This is a genomic window from Shewanella sp. CG12_big_fil_rev_8_21_14_0_65_47_15 (genome assembly GCF_002783505.1).
GTDB lineage: Bacteria > Pseudomonadota > Gammaproteobacteria > Enterobacterales > Shewanellaceae > Shewanella.
On record NZ_PFGL01000040.1, the window covers coordinates 1 to 17,670 of the forward strand.

Annotated in this window: 15 protein-coding genes and 1 pseudogene; 12 read left to right on the forward strand and 4 right to left on the reverse strand. The window is 43.7% G+C overall.

The annotated features are described in order from the left end of the window. Positions 1-72 precede the first annotated feature (72 nt). A pseudogene (locus COW15_RS09945) lies at positions 73-237 on the reverse strand (OmpA family protein); the annotation flags it as partial. 236 nt (positions 238-473) lie between these two features. Further along, positions 474-2,840 (reverse strand): phosphoketolase family protein, encoded by a 2,367-nt coding sequence (locus COW15_RS09950; RefSeq protein ID WP_293632428.1) that lies wholly within the window; start codon positions 2,838-2,840, stop codon positions 474-476. A 433-nt stretch (positions 2,841-3,273) separates the two neighbouring features. Between COW15_RS09950 and COW15_RS09955 the strand changes: the two genes are divergently transcribed. Together COW15_RS09955 and yaaA are read left to right on the forward strand one after the other, a co-directional pair. Further along, a complete protein-coding gene (locus COW15_RS09955) occupies positions 3,274-4,719 on the forward strand; it encodes an alanine/glycine:cation symporter family protein (protein WP_293632430.1) in 1,446 nt (481 codons plus the stop codon). A 118-nt stretch (positions 4,720-4,837) separates the two neighbouring features. Further along, a complete protein-coding gene (gene yaaA / locus COW15_RS09960) occupies positions 4,838-5,614 on the forward strand; it encodes a peroxide stress protein YaaA (RefSeq protein ID WP_293632432.1) in 777 nt (258 codons plus the stop codon). A 66-nt stretch (positions 5,615-5,680) separates the two neighbouring features. Here the strand turns inward: yaaA and COW15_RS09965 are convergent, their stop codons facing one another. After that, positions 5,681-7,090: a M28 family metallopeptidase gene (locus COW15_RS09965; protein WP_293632433.1), complete on the reverse strand. Its 1,410-nt coding sequence runs from the start codon at positions 7,088-7,090 to the stop codon at positions 5,681-5,683. A 135-nt stretch (positions 7,091-7,225) separates the two neighbouring features. Between COW15_RS09965 and COW15_RS09970 the strand changes: the two genes are divergently transcribed. Next, complete coding sequence (locus COW15_RS09970; RefSeq protein WP_006084975.1) at positions 7,226-7,522, forward strand: metalloregulator ArsR/SmtB family transcription factor; 297 nt, start codon at positions 7,226-7,228, stop codon at positions 7,520-7,522. A 60-nt stretch (positions 7,523-7,582) separates the two neighbouring features. On the opposite strand, the gene rpsT is transcribed toward COW15_RS09970, so the two are convergent. Beyond that, positions 7,583-7,849, reverse strand: coding sequence for a 30S ribosomal protein S20 (gene rpsT, locus COW15_RS09975; protein WP_007650172.1), 267 nt, complete (start codon positions 7,847-7,849; stop codon positions 7,583-7,585). Positions 7,850-8,101: 252 nt separating this feature from the next. Here rpsT and murJ point away from each other — a divergent pair, with 252 nt between their 5' ends. The 9 genes from murJ (at position 8,102) to COW15_RS10020 (ending at position 17,666) form a co-directional block, all read left to right on the forward strand. Next, positions 8,102-9,661 carry a murein biosynthesis integral membrane protein MurJ gene (gene murJ / locus COW15_RS09980; RefSeq protein WP_293632441.1) on the forward strand — a complete coding sequence of 520 codons (1,560 nt, stop codon included), beginning with the start codon at positions 8,102-8,104 and terminating at the stop codon, positions 9,659-9,661. Between the two features lie 65 nt (positions 9,662-9,726). Next, positions 9,727-10,662, forward strand: coding sequence for a bifunctional riboflavin kinase/FAD synthetase (ribF, locus tag COW15_RS09985; protein WP_293632442.1), 936 nt, complete (start codon positions 9,727-9,729; stop codon positions 10,660-10,662). Positions 10,663-10,694: 32 nt separating this feature from the next. After that, the gene (gene ileS, locus COW15_RS09990) at positions 10,695-13,517 is read left to right on the forward strand and encodes an isoleucine--tRNA ligase (RefSeq protein ID WP_293632443.1); all 2,823 of its coding nucleotides are present in this window, start codon (positions 10,695-10,697) and stop codon (positions 13,515-13,517) included. Between the two features lie 9 nt (positions 13,518-13,526). Beyond that, positions 13,527-14,039 (forward strand): signal peptidase II, encoded by a 513-nt coding sequence (lspA, locus tag COW15_RS09995; RefSeq protein ID WP_293632444.1) that lies wholly within the window; start codon positions 13,527-13,529, stop codon positions 14,037-14,039. Continuing rightward, entirely contained in the window at positions 14,039-14,461 is a 423-nt protein-coding gene (gene fkpB / locus COW15_RS10000) for an FKBP-type peptidyl-prolyl cis-trans isomerase (protein WP_293632445.1), read from the forward strand. Before lspA ends, fkpB begins: the two co-directional genes overlap by 1 nt. Before the next feature lie 28 nt (positions 14,462-14,489). Continuing rightward, entirely contained in the window at positions 14,490-15,419 is a 930-nt protein-coding gene (gene ispH / locus COW15_RS10005) for a 4-hydroxy-3-methylbut-2-enyl diphosphate reductase (RefSeq protein WP_253988759.1), read from the forward strand. Between the two features lie 214 nt (positions 15,420-15,633). Beyond that, positions 15,634-16,203, forward strand: coding sequence for a type IV pilus modification protein PilV (gene pilV, locus COW15_RS10010; RefSeq protein ID WP_293632446.1), 570 nt, complete (start codon positions 15,634-15,636; stop codon positions 16,201-16,203). Beyond that, positions 16,204-17,208, forward strand: coding sequence for a PilW family protein (locus COW15_RS10015; RefSeq protein WP_293632447.1), 1,005 nt, complete (start codon positions 16,204-16,206; stop codon positions 17,206-17,208). Beyond that, a complete protein-coding gene (locus COW15_RS10020; RefSeq protein ID WP_293632448.1) occupies positions 17,205-17,666 on the forward strand; it encodes a pilus assembly PilX N-terminal domain-containing protein in 462 nt (153 codons plus the stop codon). Before COW15_RS10015 ends, COW15_RS10020 begins: the two co-directional genes overlap by 4 nt. Positions 17,667-17,670 lie beyond the last annotated feature (4 nt).

The following is a 17,670-nucleotide window of genomic DNA, read 5'->3' on the forward strand; positions in this document are numbered from 1 at the left end:
CCATTTTGAGGGACGCTTAGAAAACCATATCGATCTGTGAAATTAACCTGACACAGAATTATGAACAGCCTCATTGTCATCGCCATTTTGAGTTGCAATGTGTTCATAGTTATTAACGCCTAGACCTGCACCAACATACCAAGGTGTTAGCTCCTGAGATGCGCTGGCAGCAAGTGGAAGCATTGACGTAAGTAAAACTACTTTTAATGTGTTCTTCATCATTTTCTCTAAGTCCATTGTTTATGATTCTCCACCAATATGCTTTGCGGGTTTTATGCAAAACATTGCTAGCACTTAGTGTGGGGATCCTTTGGTATTGTAGCCAGCGGTTAATTATCACTGCATTTGTTAAATTTTTCCAGTGGTTAATCTTAAGTTTTTTATGGTCACTCATTCTGTTAGTTGCGCTGAGTGTTAAAAAGGCATTCCTTAGAATGCCTTTTGTGTTTGTATTTTGTTAAATAAATTTATTGCTAGCGTGTCCAAATCCAGTTTTCAATCTCTACAGGATCGACACCATTAGCCTTAATATAATTGCGATGATCAACGAGTCTTTGAAGCATATCAGTCGTAATTGAAACATGTTTGGTTTCATCAATAACGCCCTGTTGGAACAGCTTGTATGCCATATCAATCACTAAGTGATAGCGAGAAGTACCATTACGAACGCCCATGTCGAACGGTGTCGTTGTTGAGCCTTCTTCCTCATAACCTTTAATTCTAAAACGACGACTTCCTTTGTAATCAAAAATTAACTTTTTGATTGTATTTGGGTAACCGTGATAGTTAAAGACAACGCCTTTATCTTGAGTAAATATTTCATCCATTAGCCAAGATTTTTCTTTAAACTTGCGACTACCTAAGCCATCACAGCTTAATTCGGTTACGCTAACAAAGCGAATTCTAACTCTTGGAAGTAACTCTCGAATTAATACTAAAGATGCCATACATTCTTGGGTGACATAATCACCACAACCTGCCAGTACAATATCTGGATTCTCATCTGAGGCGAAATCCCATACCATCACGCCATCTTTAGCTTGTTTGCGAGCTTCTTCTAAACTGAGCCATTGTGGCAGTTCTTTTTTACCTGCCACAAGAATGTTGAGTTTGTCACGATCTGCAAATGCGCGCTCTGTGTAAACGAGAGTGCTGTTGGCGTCAGCGGGCAAATAAGCCGAGATAATTTTGGGATGTTTTTCTAACATTGCCCCAAGGAATGAGGGGTTTTGATGCGAATAACCATTGTGGTCTTGGCGCTCTAGCAATGAAGAGAGCACAATGTTACAGGCAGGAAGTGGTTTGCGGAAATGCACTCCTTGGCTGGCATAAACGTATTTGCAGTATTGATCCGCCATAGATGAGACGACCTGCGAGAATGATTCGTAGGTTGGGAACATCCCGTGACGGCCTGTGACTGTATAGCCATGTAACATGCCAAAGAGTAGGTTTTCAGACAGCAATTCGAGTACGCGACCATCGCGTGACATGTCATCATCCCAACTTTCGATTGGCCACTGCCAAGCTCGATCGGTTTCTTCAAATACTGCTTGTAATTGGTTCGAATAGGTTTCATCGGGACTGAAAATGCGTAGGTTATGCTGGTCACGGTTGAGTTTGAATGCGTCACGCATCCATTCGCCCATTTTCAGCATTGAGTAGCCACGATGACCACGTGGAACCTCTGGACCGTAACTAAGCTTCTCTAGATCAGGGTTAGATAAGGCCCTTACGACTTCACCCCCATAGGTTAGATGTTGGCGACCACAGGCTAAGTGTTTAGGTGGAATTAAAGAACAAATATCAGCATCAAAAATCAGCTCACCTTTGTCATTCATATGGTACAGATCTTGGAAATGATAGTTGGCAAGCCAAGTATCCAGAGCTTCAAGATGACCTTTATCGGTAGCGCATTTATTGACGATCACTTGGTGTGATTCGCAGTTGCCTTCTAATTTTTTACCATTATATTCGCTAACCCCCGTCCAGCCTTTTGCTGTACGCATCAAAATGACTGGCCAACGTGGTTTTACAACATCTTCACCACTACGAGCACGATGTTGGATCTCATTGATCATGCCATAGGCGGTATCCATTGCATTAAGCATTTGCAGGTAGACATCTTCTTCTTGCTCGCTGTCAACAATAATCGGGAAATAGCCAAGACCACGGAATTCTAGATCCAATTCTTCATGGCTCATGCGTCCCATGCGTGTAGGGCCAGAGATTTTATAACCATTAATATGGACTATGGGTAAAACGGCACCATTTGTCGCTGGTGACACTAAACGGTTTGCATACCAGGATGCCGCCAATGGGCCTGTTTCAGACTCACCGTCGCCAATGAGTACTGTTGCAATCAGGTCTGGGTTGTCTAGAACTGCGCCCCAACCAACAGCGAGTGAATAGCCGAGTTCTCCGCCTTCGAGGATTTGACCGGGCGCCTCTGGGTTCGCGTGTGAAGGATAACCATAGGCGGCGGAAAACTTTTTACAGATATCTTCAATCCCCGTTTCATTATAGGGGATAGTCTCGGGGTAAAAATGGCTTAATGAGCCTTCGAGAAATAAGTTTGCCTGTACAGCGGGAAAACCGTGACCTGGGCCGACTAAATAGATGAATGGACGATTATGTTTGACTATGAGTCTGTTAATGTTGGCATAGACAAAGTTGATCCCTGGGCATGTACCCCAGTGGCCGAGTAAACGTGGTTTAATGTCTGAATGTGCTAGTGGACGTTTATGTAAGACGTTTTGTTTAAGGTAAATTTGTGATGTTGCGAGGAAGTTGGTTGCTCTAACGTATTTTTTTAGAGCATTAATTTCATGTATGTGCGTCATATTAAGCCTCACTAGAGCTGACGAAAGTATGTGGGTTTTCGATGTAGCTACTATATTTGTAATTTTATTACAAAAATGTGCCCTACATCCAAATTTTAAAAGTTGTGTTAGCTGTTAAGTATAGTCGCTCGAGGTAGATTATTTGTTAATTTAGCTTTAACAAAGACTTGGAAAAGTTATTAGCTGTGATGACGGCGACATTTTAGTGTGCAAACACAAGCTTGATCACATGAGTAATTTCGAATACTGTGCTATTTTGCCGCGTTGAATTCGGTAGCCGTGTTGTTGTAAATTCACGGAAGGATAATTTGAAGAAATAAATCTACTGATATTCTTATCTTTAATCTGGAAGGATTCATTCACCACAAATATTGTGCCTCTCGCTTTTACTGCGTAGAAGAGGGGAGTATTTGCTACGGGAAGACGTAAAATAATGTTAGAAACCATTGTTAATTTTTTGAACGCACTGCTTTGGGGTAAGTTGTTAGTTTATGGACTGGTTGGAGCAGGTCTCTATTTCACCCTTAGACTGATGTTTATTCAGCTTACTCACTTCAAACACTCTCTGAAAGTCATGGGCATGAGCCGTCAAGGCTGCGATAGTGGGTTATCTTCATTTCAAGTATTTTGTACTAGCATGGCAGCCCGTGTCGGGGCGGGAAATATGGCGGGTGTTGCGGTTGCTATTGGGGCTGCGGGACCTGGAGCCGTATTTTGGATGTGGTTGATTGCCGTGCTGGGGATGGCCACTGCTATGGTTGAATCCACCCTAGCCCAAGTTTATAAAGTACGTGATAATGATGGTCAATTTCGCGGCGGCCCTTCTTACTATATGGAAAAGGGGCTAGGTCAAAGATGGATGGGGGTGTTATTTGCCTTTTTCCTGATTATCGCCTTCGGACTCGTTTTCAATGCTGTTCAAGCCAATACCATCACAGGTGCAATGGAGCGGGTATTTGGCTTTGATCCAACCTATGTGGGCATTGGTTTAGTGTTAGCCAGTGGCTTTGTGATTATGGGTGGGCTACGTAAAGTGGCTCGAGTTTCCGAGTTTATTGTGCCAATCATGGCACTAGCCTATATTTTAGTCGCTTTTATCATTGTTGTTTTCAACTTAGAACAGTTACCTGCAATCATCAGTCTTATCGTAAAAAGTGCTTTTGGTTGGCAAGAAGCCGCCGCTGGTGGTGTTGCCTATACAGTAGCGCAAGCTATGCAAGCAGGCATAGCACGCGGCTTATTCTCTAACGAGGCGGGGATGGGGAGTGCTGCCAATGTGGCTGCGAGTGCTTCACCAAACCCCAATCATCCAGCATCCCAAGGGTTTGTGCAGATGATGGGAGTGTTTGTCGATACTATTGTTATCTGTACTGCAACTGCCGCCATCATCTTACTTTCCGGTGATATAGGCTCCAGTGAGGATGGTATTCGTTTAACGATTAATGCCATGTCCAATCATGTCGGTGATTGGGGCGGGGCCTTTATTGCGGTTGCTATTTTCCTCTTCTGTTTCACCTCGATCATTGCCAACTATTCCTACGCCGAAACCAATGTGATGTTTTTAACGGGTAACAGCACAAAAGCACTGCCTTTATTTCGACTATGTGTTCTGGCTATGGTGATGTTTGGCGCTGTCGCTAAGATTAGCCTAGTATGGAGCTTAGCGGATGTGTCTATGGGACTGATGGCTACGGTGAATATTGTGGCGTTATTGCTATTGTCGGGTTTAGCTATTCGAGTGATTAATGATTATCGTGAGCAGCTTAAGGCGGGTCAGACTCCAGAGTTTGATCGCAGTAAGTTTCCTGAATTGATGGATCAGCTAGATAATGATATTTGGCAGGATGCAAGTGCTACTGAGCCTGTTGAGAGTCGCTAGCCGTCCCCGAGAGTTATTTGGCTGATGGCCACAATCGGAAAAACCACGCAGTCAACGCGTGGTTTTTTTATCTCTCTTGCGTATCATAGGCGTGTATTTCTTTCTGTTGGAGTTTTTAATGTTGATATTGGTTTCACCGGCGAAAACCTTAGATTTTGAGCAACCCCCGCTGACACAGATTCATACTCATCCCGATTTTTTATCCCATAGTCAGGAGTTGATCCAGATCTGCAGACAGTTAACGCCAAGTGACATAGCCACATTGATGAAGGTTAGTGACAATATTGCAGGCTTAAATGCCGCTCGCTTTGGGGACTGGCAGCCGCATTTCACCCTTGAAAATGCGAAACAAGCTATTTTTGCTTTTAGAGGTGATGTATATACCGGTTTTGATGCCGATACATTATCGACGCCAGAGTTGGAAAGAGCGCAATCTCAATTGCGTATTCTGTCAGGATTATATGGTTTACTGCGCCCCCTCGATTTGATATTGCCCTATCGTTTAGAAATGGGAACCTCATTAACCAATCCAAAGGGAAAGAATCTTTATGAATTTTGGGGCAATATTTTAACCCAGGCGGTTAATCAAGCCATAGTAGACCAAGGTGATGACATCATTGTTAATCTCGCCTCGAATGAGTATTTTAAAGCCATTAAAGTGAAGCAGTTACAAGGTGAACTTATTACACCAGTCTTTAAAGATTTGAAGAATGGCCAATATAAAGTGATTAGTTTTTTTGCTAAACGAGCACGGGGAATGATGGCCCGTTATATTATTAAACAGCAAATTAATTCAATTGAAGGGTTAAAAGGATTCGATGTTGCGGGTTATTACTATAGTGAAGAATTGAGTAAACCAAACGAACCAACTTTTTTAAGGGAAGCACAGCTATAAAAGTAGACTGTGAATAATAAAGAGCAGTTAAGGCTGCTCTTTATTATAGTAAAGAATTATAGTAGATTATTTATTACTCTCAACAACGAGAGGTGTTAACACTATATTTGAATTTGCCATGATATAAGCAAATTGGGCATAGGCTGCGACATTTTGTGCCAGTGCAGCCGGATCGATTTTGTCTAAGGTATCATTTGGGGTATGGTGATAATCAAAATAATCATGACCATCCTGCCTCAATGATGCAACTGGTACACCTAATGCTGGCAGCATTGATACATCGGGTCCTCCAGATGCTTGGTTATTACCCAGTGCGACACCGTTAGCTGCCATAGGGCTAAGGGCGGTTTGGACTTCAGCAAAGACACTGTCATTCACTTTAGTATCGATTTGATAAATCCGCCCTGCGCCGAAGTCTGATTCCGCGGCAATATAGTGTTGAGTTAACTCGGTTTTATGGGCCTCGGCATAAGCTTTACCTCCGATCAGTCCCATTTCTTCAGCGGCATATAACACGACCCGAACTGTACGGGCGGGTTTAACTTTAAGGTCTTGAATGTGCTTGGCTGCGGCCGTGATAATCGCGACACCAGCACCATCATCAATAGCGCCCGTTCCCTCATCCCATGAATCTAAATGAGCACCAATAAGGACTATTTCACTGGGCTTACTGCTGCCTGTGACCTCGGCAATCACATTATAGGAAGTGTTAAATCCTAGGTCTTTTGGTGACATATGCAACTCGAGTACGGCATTGGGATTACGTTTTAATATGGCGTCGATTAAATCTGCATCTGGGTTTGACATGGCCGCTGCTGGGATTTTAGGCACCCCATCTTGATAGCGCATCATGCCAGTATGAGCCATACGATCATGATCAGTGCCTATGGAGCGAATAACGATAGCAACAGCGCCTTTTTGTGCCGCTGCAACAGCTCCCTTAGCGCGTCCTCCGACACTTTTACCATAACCTTCACCCGTAATATGCCGTTCGGTCTTTTGATCAATAAAGGCAATCTTACCTCTTACTTCATCGGGATTTGCCTGTTGAAGTGCTTCTAGACTATCAAAGCGGGCGATCTGGGCTTGAATGCCTTCAATGGGGGTTGCAACACTTCCTCCTAATGCGGTAATGACGAGTGGTTGTTCCGTTGGCGAGATAATTTTTGCTTTGGCTTCACCACGTTCCCATATTGGCACTTGTACTGGCTCTTTATAAACGCGGTCAAATCCAAGACTCGTTAATTTATCCATAGCCCAGTTTACCGCAATAGTATCCTTTGGACTGCCGGCCAATCTTGGACCAACTTCAACGGTTAAGGATTCAACTATCTCGTATCCAAGCGAAGAGGATAATGCAGTTTGTTTTAATTGAGAGACTTCATCTGTCTGGGGCGCCCTGTCAATGTGATTTTGGCAAGCACTTAAACCGCTAATTAAAAGGCCTGTTATTAGTGCTGTCTGATAGGATTTCATAGGTTTCCTTTATTTTTATTAAGCATGTCCCATTTTTGAAAACAATCTAGCAAAAAATGTGCTTTATGTCCCGACTATATCTGTAAGGCAACGCTATATTAGCGCAGGGGTTAGTTTTAGGAGAAAAAGTGCGTAATGAATATTGAATTGATGCAGGAGCGAGCCGATCATGCCGTAGTGCTATTAAAGGCACTTGCGAATGAGCGACGTCTATTTATTCTTTGTTATTTATTGAATGAAGGCGAGATGTGCGTTGGCGAAATGAATAAAAAATTAGGCTTGAGTCAATCGGCACTATCACAACATCTTGCTTGGTTACGCAAAGATAATTTAGTCACCACACGCAAAGAAGCGCAAACGGTATTTTATTCGCTGAAAAGTGATGAGGTACGGGAGATGATCCATCTACTGAACAACATTTATTGTCATTAATGGTGTTTTTCAGATATAAAAAAACCGGCAATTGCCGGTTTTTTCTATTTGCTACAGATATTAAGCAGCGATTGCTTTGATCTTAGCGTTCAAGCGAGCCTTATGACGAGCAGCTTTATTCTTGTGAATAAGGCCTTTAGTCGCCATACGGTCAACGATTGGTTGTGCAGCAGCAAAAGCTTCTGTTGCTGTTTTGTGATCGCCTGCTTTAATTGCAGCGATTACTTTTTTAACGTATGTACGTAACATTGAGCGACGGCTGGCGTTATGCTGACGACGCTTTTCAGATTGAAGCGCGCGCTTCTTTGCAGACTTGCTATTAGCCAAGGTGCAACTCCTAAAAACTGGATTTGATACTTTTAAAGGCCGAGGAATATGCCTGCATTTAGTCACTTTGTCAATGACTATGATTGAATATTCATCATAAAGATAAATTAATCCAACCTGCCTTGGCTATCTTCAACCCAACTCGTGTAATATGTGGCGCAATTCTAACAGCTATTGCCGCAGTGTGACAGAGCCTGAGTCGATTTTTTGAGATGTATCACCTAATCAATTCGATACGGGTCTGGGGGACGATTGAGTAAAAAATTATTAAAATCTGGCATGATCGTTAGTGCTATGACATTGATATCCCGTGTTTTAGGTTTAGTCCGAGACGTTGTAGTTGCCAATTTAATGGGAGCCGGGACAAGCGCCGATGTTTTTTTCTTCGCCAATAAAATTCCCAATTTTTTGCGCCGATTGTTTGCCGAAGGAGCATTTGCGCAAGCTTTCGTTCCCGTTTTAACTGAATATCAAGAAAAGCACTCTTCGGATGAAACCCGTGAGTTACTGAGCAAGGTGGCGGGGACGCTTGGTTTGCTCGTCACTATAGTGACTCTAGTTGGTGTGATAGCATCGCCCGTTTTATCTGCGCTTTTTGGTGGCGGCTGGTTCGTTGCTTGGCTGAACAATGAGCCCGACGGCGCTAAATTTGAACTTGCCACCGTTGTGCTTAAAATTACCTTTCCTTACCTGTGGTTTATTACTTTTACGGCGTTGGCGGGCTCGATTTTAAACACTCGTGGACGTTTTGCGGTATCTGCGTTTACCCCCGTCTTTCTCAATGTGGCAATCATTGCCGCCGCCATTTTTTATGCTCCGACATCGAGCCAGCCAGAGATAACCTTGGCGTGGGGGGTGTTTTGTGGTGGTTTAATCCAATTCCTATTCCAAATTCCATTTCTTTTACGGGAAAAGGCCCTTGTTAAGCCTTCTTGGGGCTGGCATCACCCCGGCGTGGTAAAGATTAGAACCTTGATGATACCGGCATTATTTGGGGTCTCGGTTTCACAAATAAACCTGTTATTTGATACTTTTATTGCCAGTTTTTTGATGACAGGCTCCATTAGTTGGCTGTACTACTCTGATCGTTTGTTGGAGTTCCCCTTAGGCTTGTTCGGCATCGCCATTGGAACCGTAATTTTACCCGCATTATCACGGAACCATGTCAATGACGAAGGGGCAGGTTTTGGGTTGACTATGGATTGGGGAATAAAAGCCATTCTCTTGCTTGGATTGCCTGCGATGATGGGGTTAATTGTATTAGCTAAACCTATGTTAATGGTCCTGTTTATGCGCGGTGCTTTTTCAATTAATGATGTTGAAATGGCATCCTATAGTTTGATGGCTTATGGCAGTGGTTTGCTCAGCTTTATGCTGATCAAGGTTCTGGCTCCTGGGTATTACTCTCGCCAAGATACTAAGACACCCGTTCGTTATGGCATTATTGCCATGATCACTAACATGGGATTCAACTTGTTGTTTGCAATACCTTTTGGCTATGTTGGACTGGCGATTGCGACCTCGATGTCGGCTTTACTTAACGCCATATTATTGTACCGGGGATTACATTTAGCGGGCGTTTATCGAATTTCACAGCCAACTATAGTGTTTTTTGTTAAAGCCGTGGTCTCGACGGCCCTTATGGTGGTAGTCTTACACTACTTTTTACCTTCGCAATCACAATGGTTAGAGTGGCATCTGATCGATCGCACCAAAGCATTGATAAGTTTGATTTCTATGGGGGCGATAACCTATCTACTTGGGCTACTTTTGCTTGGAATTCGTCCTTGGTCTATTAAACGGGGAGTTTGATTGCTGATTCTCATCGCGAGCTGTTATATAATCAGCCGATTTGCGCTTGGCAGTTGTCTAACGTTATGGAATTAATCCGCGGTATACATAACATTTTGTCATCCCACCACGGGTGTGTTTTGACTATAGGTAATTTTGATGGCGTTCATCGCGGTCATGCACAAGTGATTACAAACTTAGTGCAGAAGGCCAAGCAGTTATCGCTTCCATCTACTTTGATGACGTTTGAACCTCAGCCGCAGGAATTGTTCAGTGGTGAGAATGCTCCCGCCCGTTTGAGCTTATTGCGAGATAAGGTCATTTTGCTCGATGAGTTGGGTGTCGAGCGGTTAGTATGTGTTAACTTTAATCGCGCTTTTGCCGATCAACCCGCCGAGCATTTTATTGAAGAACTGTTGGTTCGTAAGCTAGGGGTGAAATACCTCGTTATTGGCGATGATTTTTGCTTTGGCAAAGGGCGTAAAGGCAATTTTGAAATGCTGATGCAAGCGGGGGCTCGCTATGGTTTTACTGTAGTCAGTACCCAAAGTTTTATGCTTGGCTCACAAAGAGTGAGTTCCACGGCGGTGCGTGAGCAATTGGCGAAGGGAAACCTTGAACAGGCTCGGCGTCTGTTAGGTCATCCATTCACCCTGAGTGGGCGGGTTGCCCATGGGCAAAAAATTGGTAGAACCATAGGTTTTCCTACTGCCAATATTGCACTTAAACGTAATGTTGTGCCCGTGCGTGGGGTATTCGCGGTTAAGTTATATTGGGATGATAGTGACATTTATGAAGGGGTTGCCAATATTGGCTTTCGCCCAACCGTAAACGGCCAAGTGTGTCAGCTCGAAGTCCATCTATTTGATTTTGATGATGACATTTACGGCAAACATGTTGAGGTTGAATTAGTGGCAAAGTTGAGGGATGAACAACCCTTCGATTCATTGGATGCGCTAAAACAACAAATTTTGAATGATGCAAATGAGGCCAGGGCTTTATTTGGTAATGATGCAGGCTGAAATTTATCAGTTTAATTAACGGTATAGGATCAATGAGCGACTATAAATTTACTTTGAATTTGCCGGAAACAGAGTTTCCGATGCGTGGTAATTTGGCAAATCGCGAGCCAGAGATGTTAGAGCGCTGGACAAAAGACGGTCTGTACCAACAGATCCGCGATAGCCGCATTGGCCGCACTCCCTTCATTTTGCATGATGGTCCACCCTATGCGAATGGCAGCATTCATATTGGTCACTCAGTAAATAAAATCCTTAAGGACATCATTGTTAAGTCAAAAACCCTATCCGGTTTTGATGCGCCTTATGTCCCTGGTTGGGATTGTCATGGCCTGCCTATTGAACTCAAAGTTGAACAAAAAGTCGGTAAGCCTGGCCAAAAAATCTCTGCGGCAGAATTTCGCGAAGAATGCCGTAAATACGCGGCTGAGCAAGTGAATGGTCAGCGTGAAGACTTCGTTCGCCTAGGTGTGCTCGGTGACTGGTACAATCCGTATCTCACTATGGATTTTTCAACCGAAGCCAATATCGTGCGCTCTTTGTCAAAAGTGATTGAAAACGGTCACTTGCATAAAGGGGTGAAGCCTGTTCACTGGTGTACTGACTGTGGTTCAGCACTTGCCGAAGCCGAAGTTGAATACGAAGACAAGACATCACCCGCTATCGATGTGGCTTTTATCGCCGTAGATAGTAAGGCTGTTGCCGCTAAGTTCGGCGTAAGCGATTACTCACATCCAGTCGCTATGGTGATTTGGACGACTACGCCATGGACTCTGCCTGCAAACCGTGCTTTATCTATCAGCCCAGAGCTTGATTACAGCTTGGTTGAATTTGTTAAAGAGGGTGTGACGCAAGCATTGATCTTAGCCGATGTGTTAGTTGAAGCTTGTATGACTCGTTATAGCGCCGAGAGCCACAGCGTGTTAGCCAAAGTCAAAGGCGCAGCACTTGAGCTGGTTCGCTTTAAGCATCCATTCTTAGCCTTTGATGTGCCGGCGATTTTAGGTGATCACGTCACAACCGATGCAGGTACCGGTGTGGTTCACACCGCCCCTGGCCACGGTCAAGACGACTTTGTTGTCGGTCAAAAATACGGTTTAGAAGTGGCAAACCCCGTTGGCGATAACGGTGTTTATAAGCCAGATACAGAATTTTTTGCCGGCCAACATGTCTTTAAAGCCAACGATAATGTCGTCGCGCTGCTGAAAGAGAAAGGTGCATTGTTACACCATGTCGCCTATCGCCACAGCTATCCACATTGCTGGCGCCATAAGACACCGATTATTTTCCGCGCAACGCCGCAGTGGTTTATTTCTATGGATAACCACGGGTTGCGAGCGCAAGCATTGAAAGAAATTGAACAGACCCAGTGGATCCCTGATTGGGGCCAAAGTCGTATCGAGAAGATGGTTGAGAATCGTCCGGATTGGTGTATCTCGCGTCAACGTACTTGGGGTGTGCCAATTACCTTGTTTGTGAATCGTGAAACCGAAGAGCTGCATCCTGATAGCGTGTCATTAATGGCGCGGGTAGCAAATCGTATTGAACAGCAAGGCATTCAAGCCTGGTGGGATCTCGATGCTGCCGAGTTGCTCGGTGACGAAGCGGAGCAATACCGTAAAGTGACTGATACTTTGGACGTTTGGTACGATTCAGGTTCTACCTTTGCCTCTGTTATTGCCGCTCGCCCTGAATTCCACGGGCATGGCGTTGATTTATATCTTGAAGGTAGCGACCAACACCGCGGTTGGTTTATGTCATCTTTGATGATTTCAACGGCAATGAATGGCAAAGCGCCATACAAGCAAGTGCTTACTCACGGTTTTACCGTCGATGGCAAAGGCCGTAAGATGTCAAAATCTATTGGTAACGTGATTGCACCGCAAACGGTAACGAATAAATTAGGCGCCGATATTCTGCGCTTGTGGGTTGCGGCGACGGATTATAGTGGTGAAATGACGGTTTCCGATGAAATCTTAAATCGCAGCGCCGATGCCTACCGCCGTATTCGTAACACTGCTCGTTTCCTATTGGCCAACTTAAACGGTTTTGATCCTGCGAAGGATTTAGTCGCAGTGGAAGATATGGTGGCACTCGATCGCTGGGTAGTTCGCCGTGCGACCGCACTACAGCAGGAAATTATTGAGGCTTTTGAGCAATATAACTTCCATAGCGTGACACAGAAATTAATGCAGTTCTGTTCGGTTGAACTGGGTAGTTTCTACTTAGATATCATTAAAGATCGTCAGTATACGGCTAAGCAAGAAGGCCATGCGCGCCGTAGCTGCCAATCTGCGTTATTCCATATTGCTGAAGCTATGGTGCGCTGGATTGCGCCAATTCTAAGCTTTACCGCCGATGAAGTATGGCAATTATTGCCAGGTGAACGCGATGCCTATGTCTTTACTCAAGAATGGTACCAAGGTCTGCAATCTATCACTTTAGATACTGATCTGAGTGATGTGTACTGGGAAAATCTGCTGACCGTTCGTAACGAAGTCAACAAGGTCATTGAGCAAGCTCGCCGTGACAAACGTATCGGTGGTTCGCTAGAGGCTGAAGTGACGCTGTTTGCCGATGCAGCTTTAACCGAGCAATTAACCCATATCGGTGATGAGCTGCGCTTTGTGCTTTTGACCTCAGCAGCAAAAGTGTTGCCGCTTGCAGATGCAACGACCGATGCGGTTGAAACTGAGCTGGCTTCATTGAAGTTATTAGTGACGGCTAGCGCTGCACAAAAGTGTGAGCGTTGTTGGCACCATAGGGAAGAAGTTGGCACCATTGAGGCCCACCCAACCCTCTGTACTCGCTGCGTAACAAACATTGAAGGTGACGGCGAAGTTCGTCAGTTTGCGTAAAGGATCTGTATGCCATTAACTTGGAAGGACAGTGGCTTACGTTGGTATTGGGTAGCTGTATTGGTGTTTTTGGCCGATCAGCTATCTAAGCAATGGGTCTTAGCCAATTTTGATTTGTTTGAATCTGTGCAGTTATTGCCCTTTTTTAATTTTACCTATGTCCGCAACTATGGTGCCGCTTTTAGTTTTTTAAGTGAAGCCGGTGGTTGGCAGCGTTGGCTGTTTACCATTATTGCTGTGGGTTTTAGCACTTTATTAACCCTTTGGTTGCGTAAGCAATCGGCTTCATTATGGAAACTGAACTTAGCTTATACCTTAGTGATAGGTGGTGCTTTAGGTAATTTGATCGATAGATTGGTGCACGGCTTTGTGGTGGACTTTATCGATTTTTATTGGGGAAAAAGCCATTATCCGGCTTTTAACATTGCCGACTCAGCGATTTTTATCGGTGCCGTATTGATCATTTGGGATGCATTCTTAAGCGGTAAATCCGAGCAAAATACAAGCGAAGGGGTGAAGTAGTGACTGTTACACGTTCATTGTTGTGCCATATGAATATTGTGCTAGAAGATGGCTCAACGGCCGATAGTACTAAAGCCTCCGGTAAACCAGCGCGTTTGAATGTGGGCGATGGTACTTTGAGCCCTGCATTTGAGGCTCAACTAGTCAAACTGAACGAAGGGGATAAACACAGTTTTACCCTAGACGCTGTGGATGCCTTTGGCGAATCGAATCCAGATGCAATCCATTATATGGATAGAAGCCGTTTCCCTGCGGACATGACGTTAGAAGCGGGTGTGATTGTCAGTTTTGCAGGGCCAGGCGGCAGTGAGATCCCTGGTATTGTCCGTGATGTAGCGGGCGATTCCATCACAGTCGATCTGAATCATCCTCTGGCTGGACACAAAATCACATTTGAACTGGATGTTGTAAAGGTACTTTAAAATGAAATTCGATCCTACCAGCCCTAGTTTGAATATTATGCTTGCCAATCCGCGAGGCTTTTGTGCGGGAGTGGATCGGGCGATTAGTATAGTCGAACGCGCACTTGAACTATTTTCACCCCCGATTTATGTTCGCCATGAAGTAGTCCATAACCGTTATGTGGTGCAGAATCTTAAGGATCGGGGTGCTGTTTTTGTCGAAGAATTAGACCAAGTTCCTGATAACAATATCGTGATCTTTAGTGCCCATGGGGTTTCTCAAGCTGTGAGGGCAGAGGCCAAGGCGCGTGGCTTAAGGGTCTTCGATGCGACTTGTCCCTTAGTCACTAAAGTACATCTACAAGTGACCCGTGCTAGCCGTAAAGGGATCGAATGCATTTTAATTGGCCATGAAGGTCACCCTGAAGTTGAAGGGACAATGGGCCAATACGATAACCCAAATGGCGGTGTTTATCTGATTGAATCCCCTGCAGATGTCGATACTCTAGTCGTTCGCAATCCCGATAATCTTTGCTTTGTAACCCAAACAACCTTATCGGTAGATGATACGTTAGATATTATTGCGGCACTGCAAAAACGTTTCCCCTCGATCGAAGGGCCACGTAAAGATGATATCTGTTATGCGACACAAAACCGTCAAGATGCGGTGCGCAATTTGTCTGCCGATGTGGATTTATTGATAGTTGTAGGTTCTAAGAACAGCTCTAACTCTAATCGGCTGCGTGAGTTAGCATTAAAAACGGGAACTCAATCATATCTCGTGGATACTGCGGATGATGTTGAATCAAGCTGGTTTAATAATGTGACGCGTGTTGCTGTTACTGCGGGGGCGTCGGCACCTGAAGTGCTAGTACAACAAGTGGTACAAGCGATAGCCAAGTTGGCTCCGAGTGTTGTGACCGAAGTTGAAGGTCGTAAAGAAGACACTGTTTTTGCTGTTCCAGCAGAATTGCGCTAATCCACTTTAATGTAGCTAATAAAAAAGAGGCTTAAGGCCTCTTTTTTATTAGCTAAAATTTCCCAAATGCATACAAAGCATAATGGCACCAAGGCTTATATGCTATTGTTACTGGCTACTTACAATTTAGTCATCTATTATTAACTCCTGATGGTGTTTTCATCGTAAGATTAAGATTTTTAAAGGGTAAATTGCTGAAAAGCTTGTCAAAAATATGACTAAATTCGAATGTTTGACACAAAAAAAATTTCAACGAGGCTTCTCATTAATAGAAGTGCTTGTCGCATTAGTGATCTTAGTTATTGGCTTAATAGGCATTTTTAATCTGCACATAGTCGCAAAGCGAAGTAGCTTCGAGTCATTTCAACAGACACAGGCCTCATATTATGCCAACGATATCATCAACCGCATGAAGCTTAATCGAACGCAGCTCGCTAGTTACAATGGTGATTATACAGGCTCCCAAACCGCTATCACTCCAGTATCACCTGCGTGTGAAGGAGGAACGCTATGCACCCCCACTCAATTGGTTGCTTGGGATTTATATGAGTGGCGCTCAGCCTTTTCTGGTGAAGATGAAATTGTAGGTACTCAAAATGTAGGCGGACTCGATACACCCTCTGCATGTATTCAAGTCACTGATAATGATGTTTTAGTGGTTATTGCATGGCGTGGTATACGCAAAACAGCAATTGATAGTTCGAAAATTGTAGATACTTCACCTAAATGTGGTGCTAATAAGGAAAATCGCCGAATATTTTCCATTAAAACGGTGATTATATAAATGAAAATAACAATTATGGTTATTGCAAAGAAGAAACCGCAGTCAGGAATGTCACTTGTCGAATTGATGGTTGCTATGGTGATTGGCCTATTTTTAACTGCAGGCGTATTCACTATGTTTAATATGTCGTCATCAAATGTCACTACAACCAGTCAATTTAACCAATTACAGGAAAATGGGCGTATCGCATTAGCTATTATGGAACGTGATATCAGTCAGTTAGGTTTTATGGGGGATATGACTGGTACACCGTTAACTGGTGTAGCCATTACAATTGATAACCCAATTAGTGGGGTTGATTGTATTGGTGAGGGATTAAACAATCAAACATTGCCTAATGCTCAACTTGCTAATTTCAGGTTTTTATGGGGGTATGAAAGTGGTGGCAGTAAATCGTTATCTTGTCTCGCATCTTCAAACGTTCGAGGGAATACAGACGTTATTCAAATAAAAAGGGTAATAGGGCCTAGTGTGCTGGTCGCTAATAGTGACCAGTATTTTGTTTTAACCGACGGAACTAACGAAGCTATTTTTTTTAATGATGGCCTTCCATCGAAAGCCATTGCTGGTGCGAGGTTATGGGAATATCAGCAACATGTCTATTTTATTGCCAATGATAGTGCTGGGGTTCCTGTTTTGAGACGGAAAACATTAACAGATACCGGTATGGATAATGATGAGCAGTTAGTGGAAGGCATAGAAAATCTGCGAATTCTATATGGGGTTGATTCAAATAATGATAGTACCCCCGATAGTTTTGTACCTGCATCTAGTGTCACAACCGTTATGTGGGAGAATGGATCAGAACCTCCTCAGAAGTTAGTTGCGTTAAAACTTTATATTTTAGTGCGTTCCGCTCAGCAAGACAGTAGCTATATAAATGACACTAAATATATTTTAGGGGATAAAGTTATATTGGCTCCGAAAGACCATTTTCGCCGAAAAGTAATGTCAGTAACGGTCATGTTAGAAAACGCTGTATTGGATGGAGGGCAAATATTGTGAGGCGATATCAGCAGGGCATAGTATTATTTTTCTCACTAATAGTATTGATCATTATGACTGTCATTGGAGTTGCTCTCGCAGTAAATTCTAATCAATCATTACGAATGGCTGGTGCTGGCGCAGAAAGAATCGAAGCTAAGGCACTTGCAGATGGTGGATTAGCTGAAGCATTAGCAGCTAAGTCAAAGGCATACTTAGCAACCATGTCTAAAATTGATACAAATAATAGTTATTTAGGAGGGGCTCAAGTATTAACCCCGTTGCCCTTGGTTGATGATGGTTCTGGTAATTTAATTGTTAAACAAGGGACTTTTACCTGTCTACCGAATCCTGCTGCAAACCAAAGTAATAAATTTGGATGTCGAAGAGTAGAGATTTCAAGCCAAGTTAATTTTGGTAGAGAAAAACTTGGCCAAATAATCGTTGTCACTGGTATAGAGCAAGAACGGTTTAAATAAAAGG

What these genes read in the sequence shown, in the direction of transcription:
- COW15_RS09950 (WP_293632428.1), bottom strand. Translation starts at nt 2,840, where the DNA reads ATGACGCACATACATGAAATTAATGCTCTAAAAAAATACGTTAGAGCA.
- COW15_RS09955 (WP_293632430.1), top strand. Translation starts at nt 3,274, where the DNA reads ATGTTAGAAACCATTGTTAATTTTTTGAACGCACTGCTTTGGGGTAAG.
- yaaA (WP_293632432.1), top strand. Translation starts at nt 4,838, where the DNA reads ATGTTGATATTGGTTTCACCGGCGAAAACCTTAGATTTTGAGCAACCC.
- COW15_RS09965 (WP_293632433.1), bottom strand. Translation starts at nt 7,090, where the DNA reads ATGAAATCCTATCAGACAGCACTAATAACAGGCCTTTTAATTAGCGGT.
- COW15_RS09970 (WP_006084975.1), top strand. Translation starts at nt 7,226, where the DNA reads ATGAATATTGAATTGATGCAGGAGCGAGCCGATCATGCCGTAGTGCTA.
- ribF (WP_293632442.1), top strand. Translation starts at nt 9,727, where the DNA reads ATGGAATTAATCCGCGGTATACATAACATTTTGTCATCCCACCACGGG.
- ileS (WP_293632443.1), top strand. Translation starts at nt 10,695, where the DNA reads ATGAGCGACTATAAATTTACTTTGAATTTGCCGGAAACAGAGTTTCCG.
- lspA (WP_293632444.1), top strand. Translation starts at nt 13,527, where the DNA reads ATGCCATTAACTTGGAAGGACAGTGGCTTACGTTGGTATTGGGTAGCT.
- pilV (WP_293632446.1), top strand. Translation starts at nt 15,634, where the DNA reads ATGACTAAATTCGAATGTTTGACACAAAAAAAATTTCAACGAGGCTTC.
- COW15_RS10015 (WP_293632447.1), top strand. Translation starts at nt 16,204, where the DNA reads ATGAAAATAACAATTATGGTTATTGCAAAGAAGAAACCGCAGTCAGGA.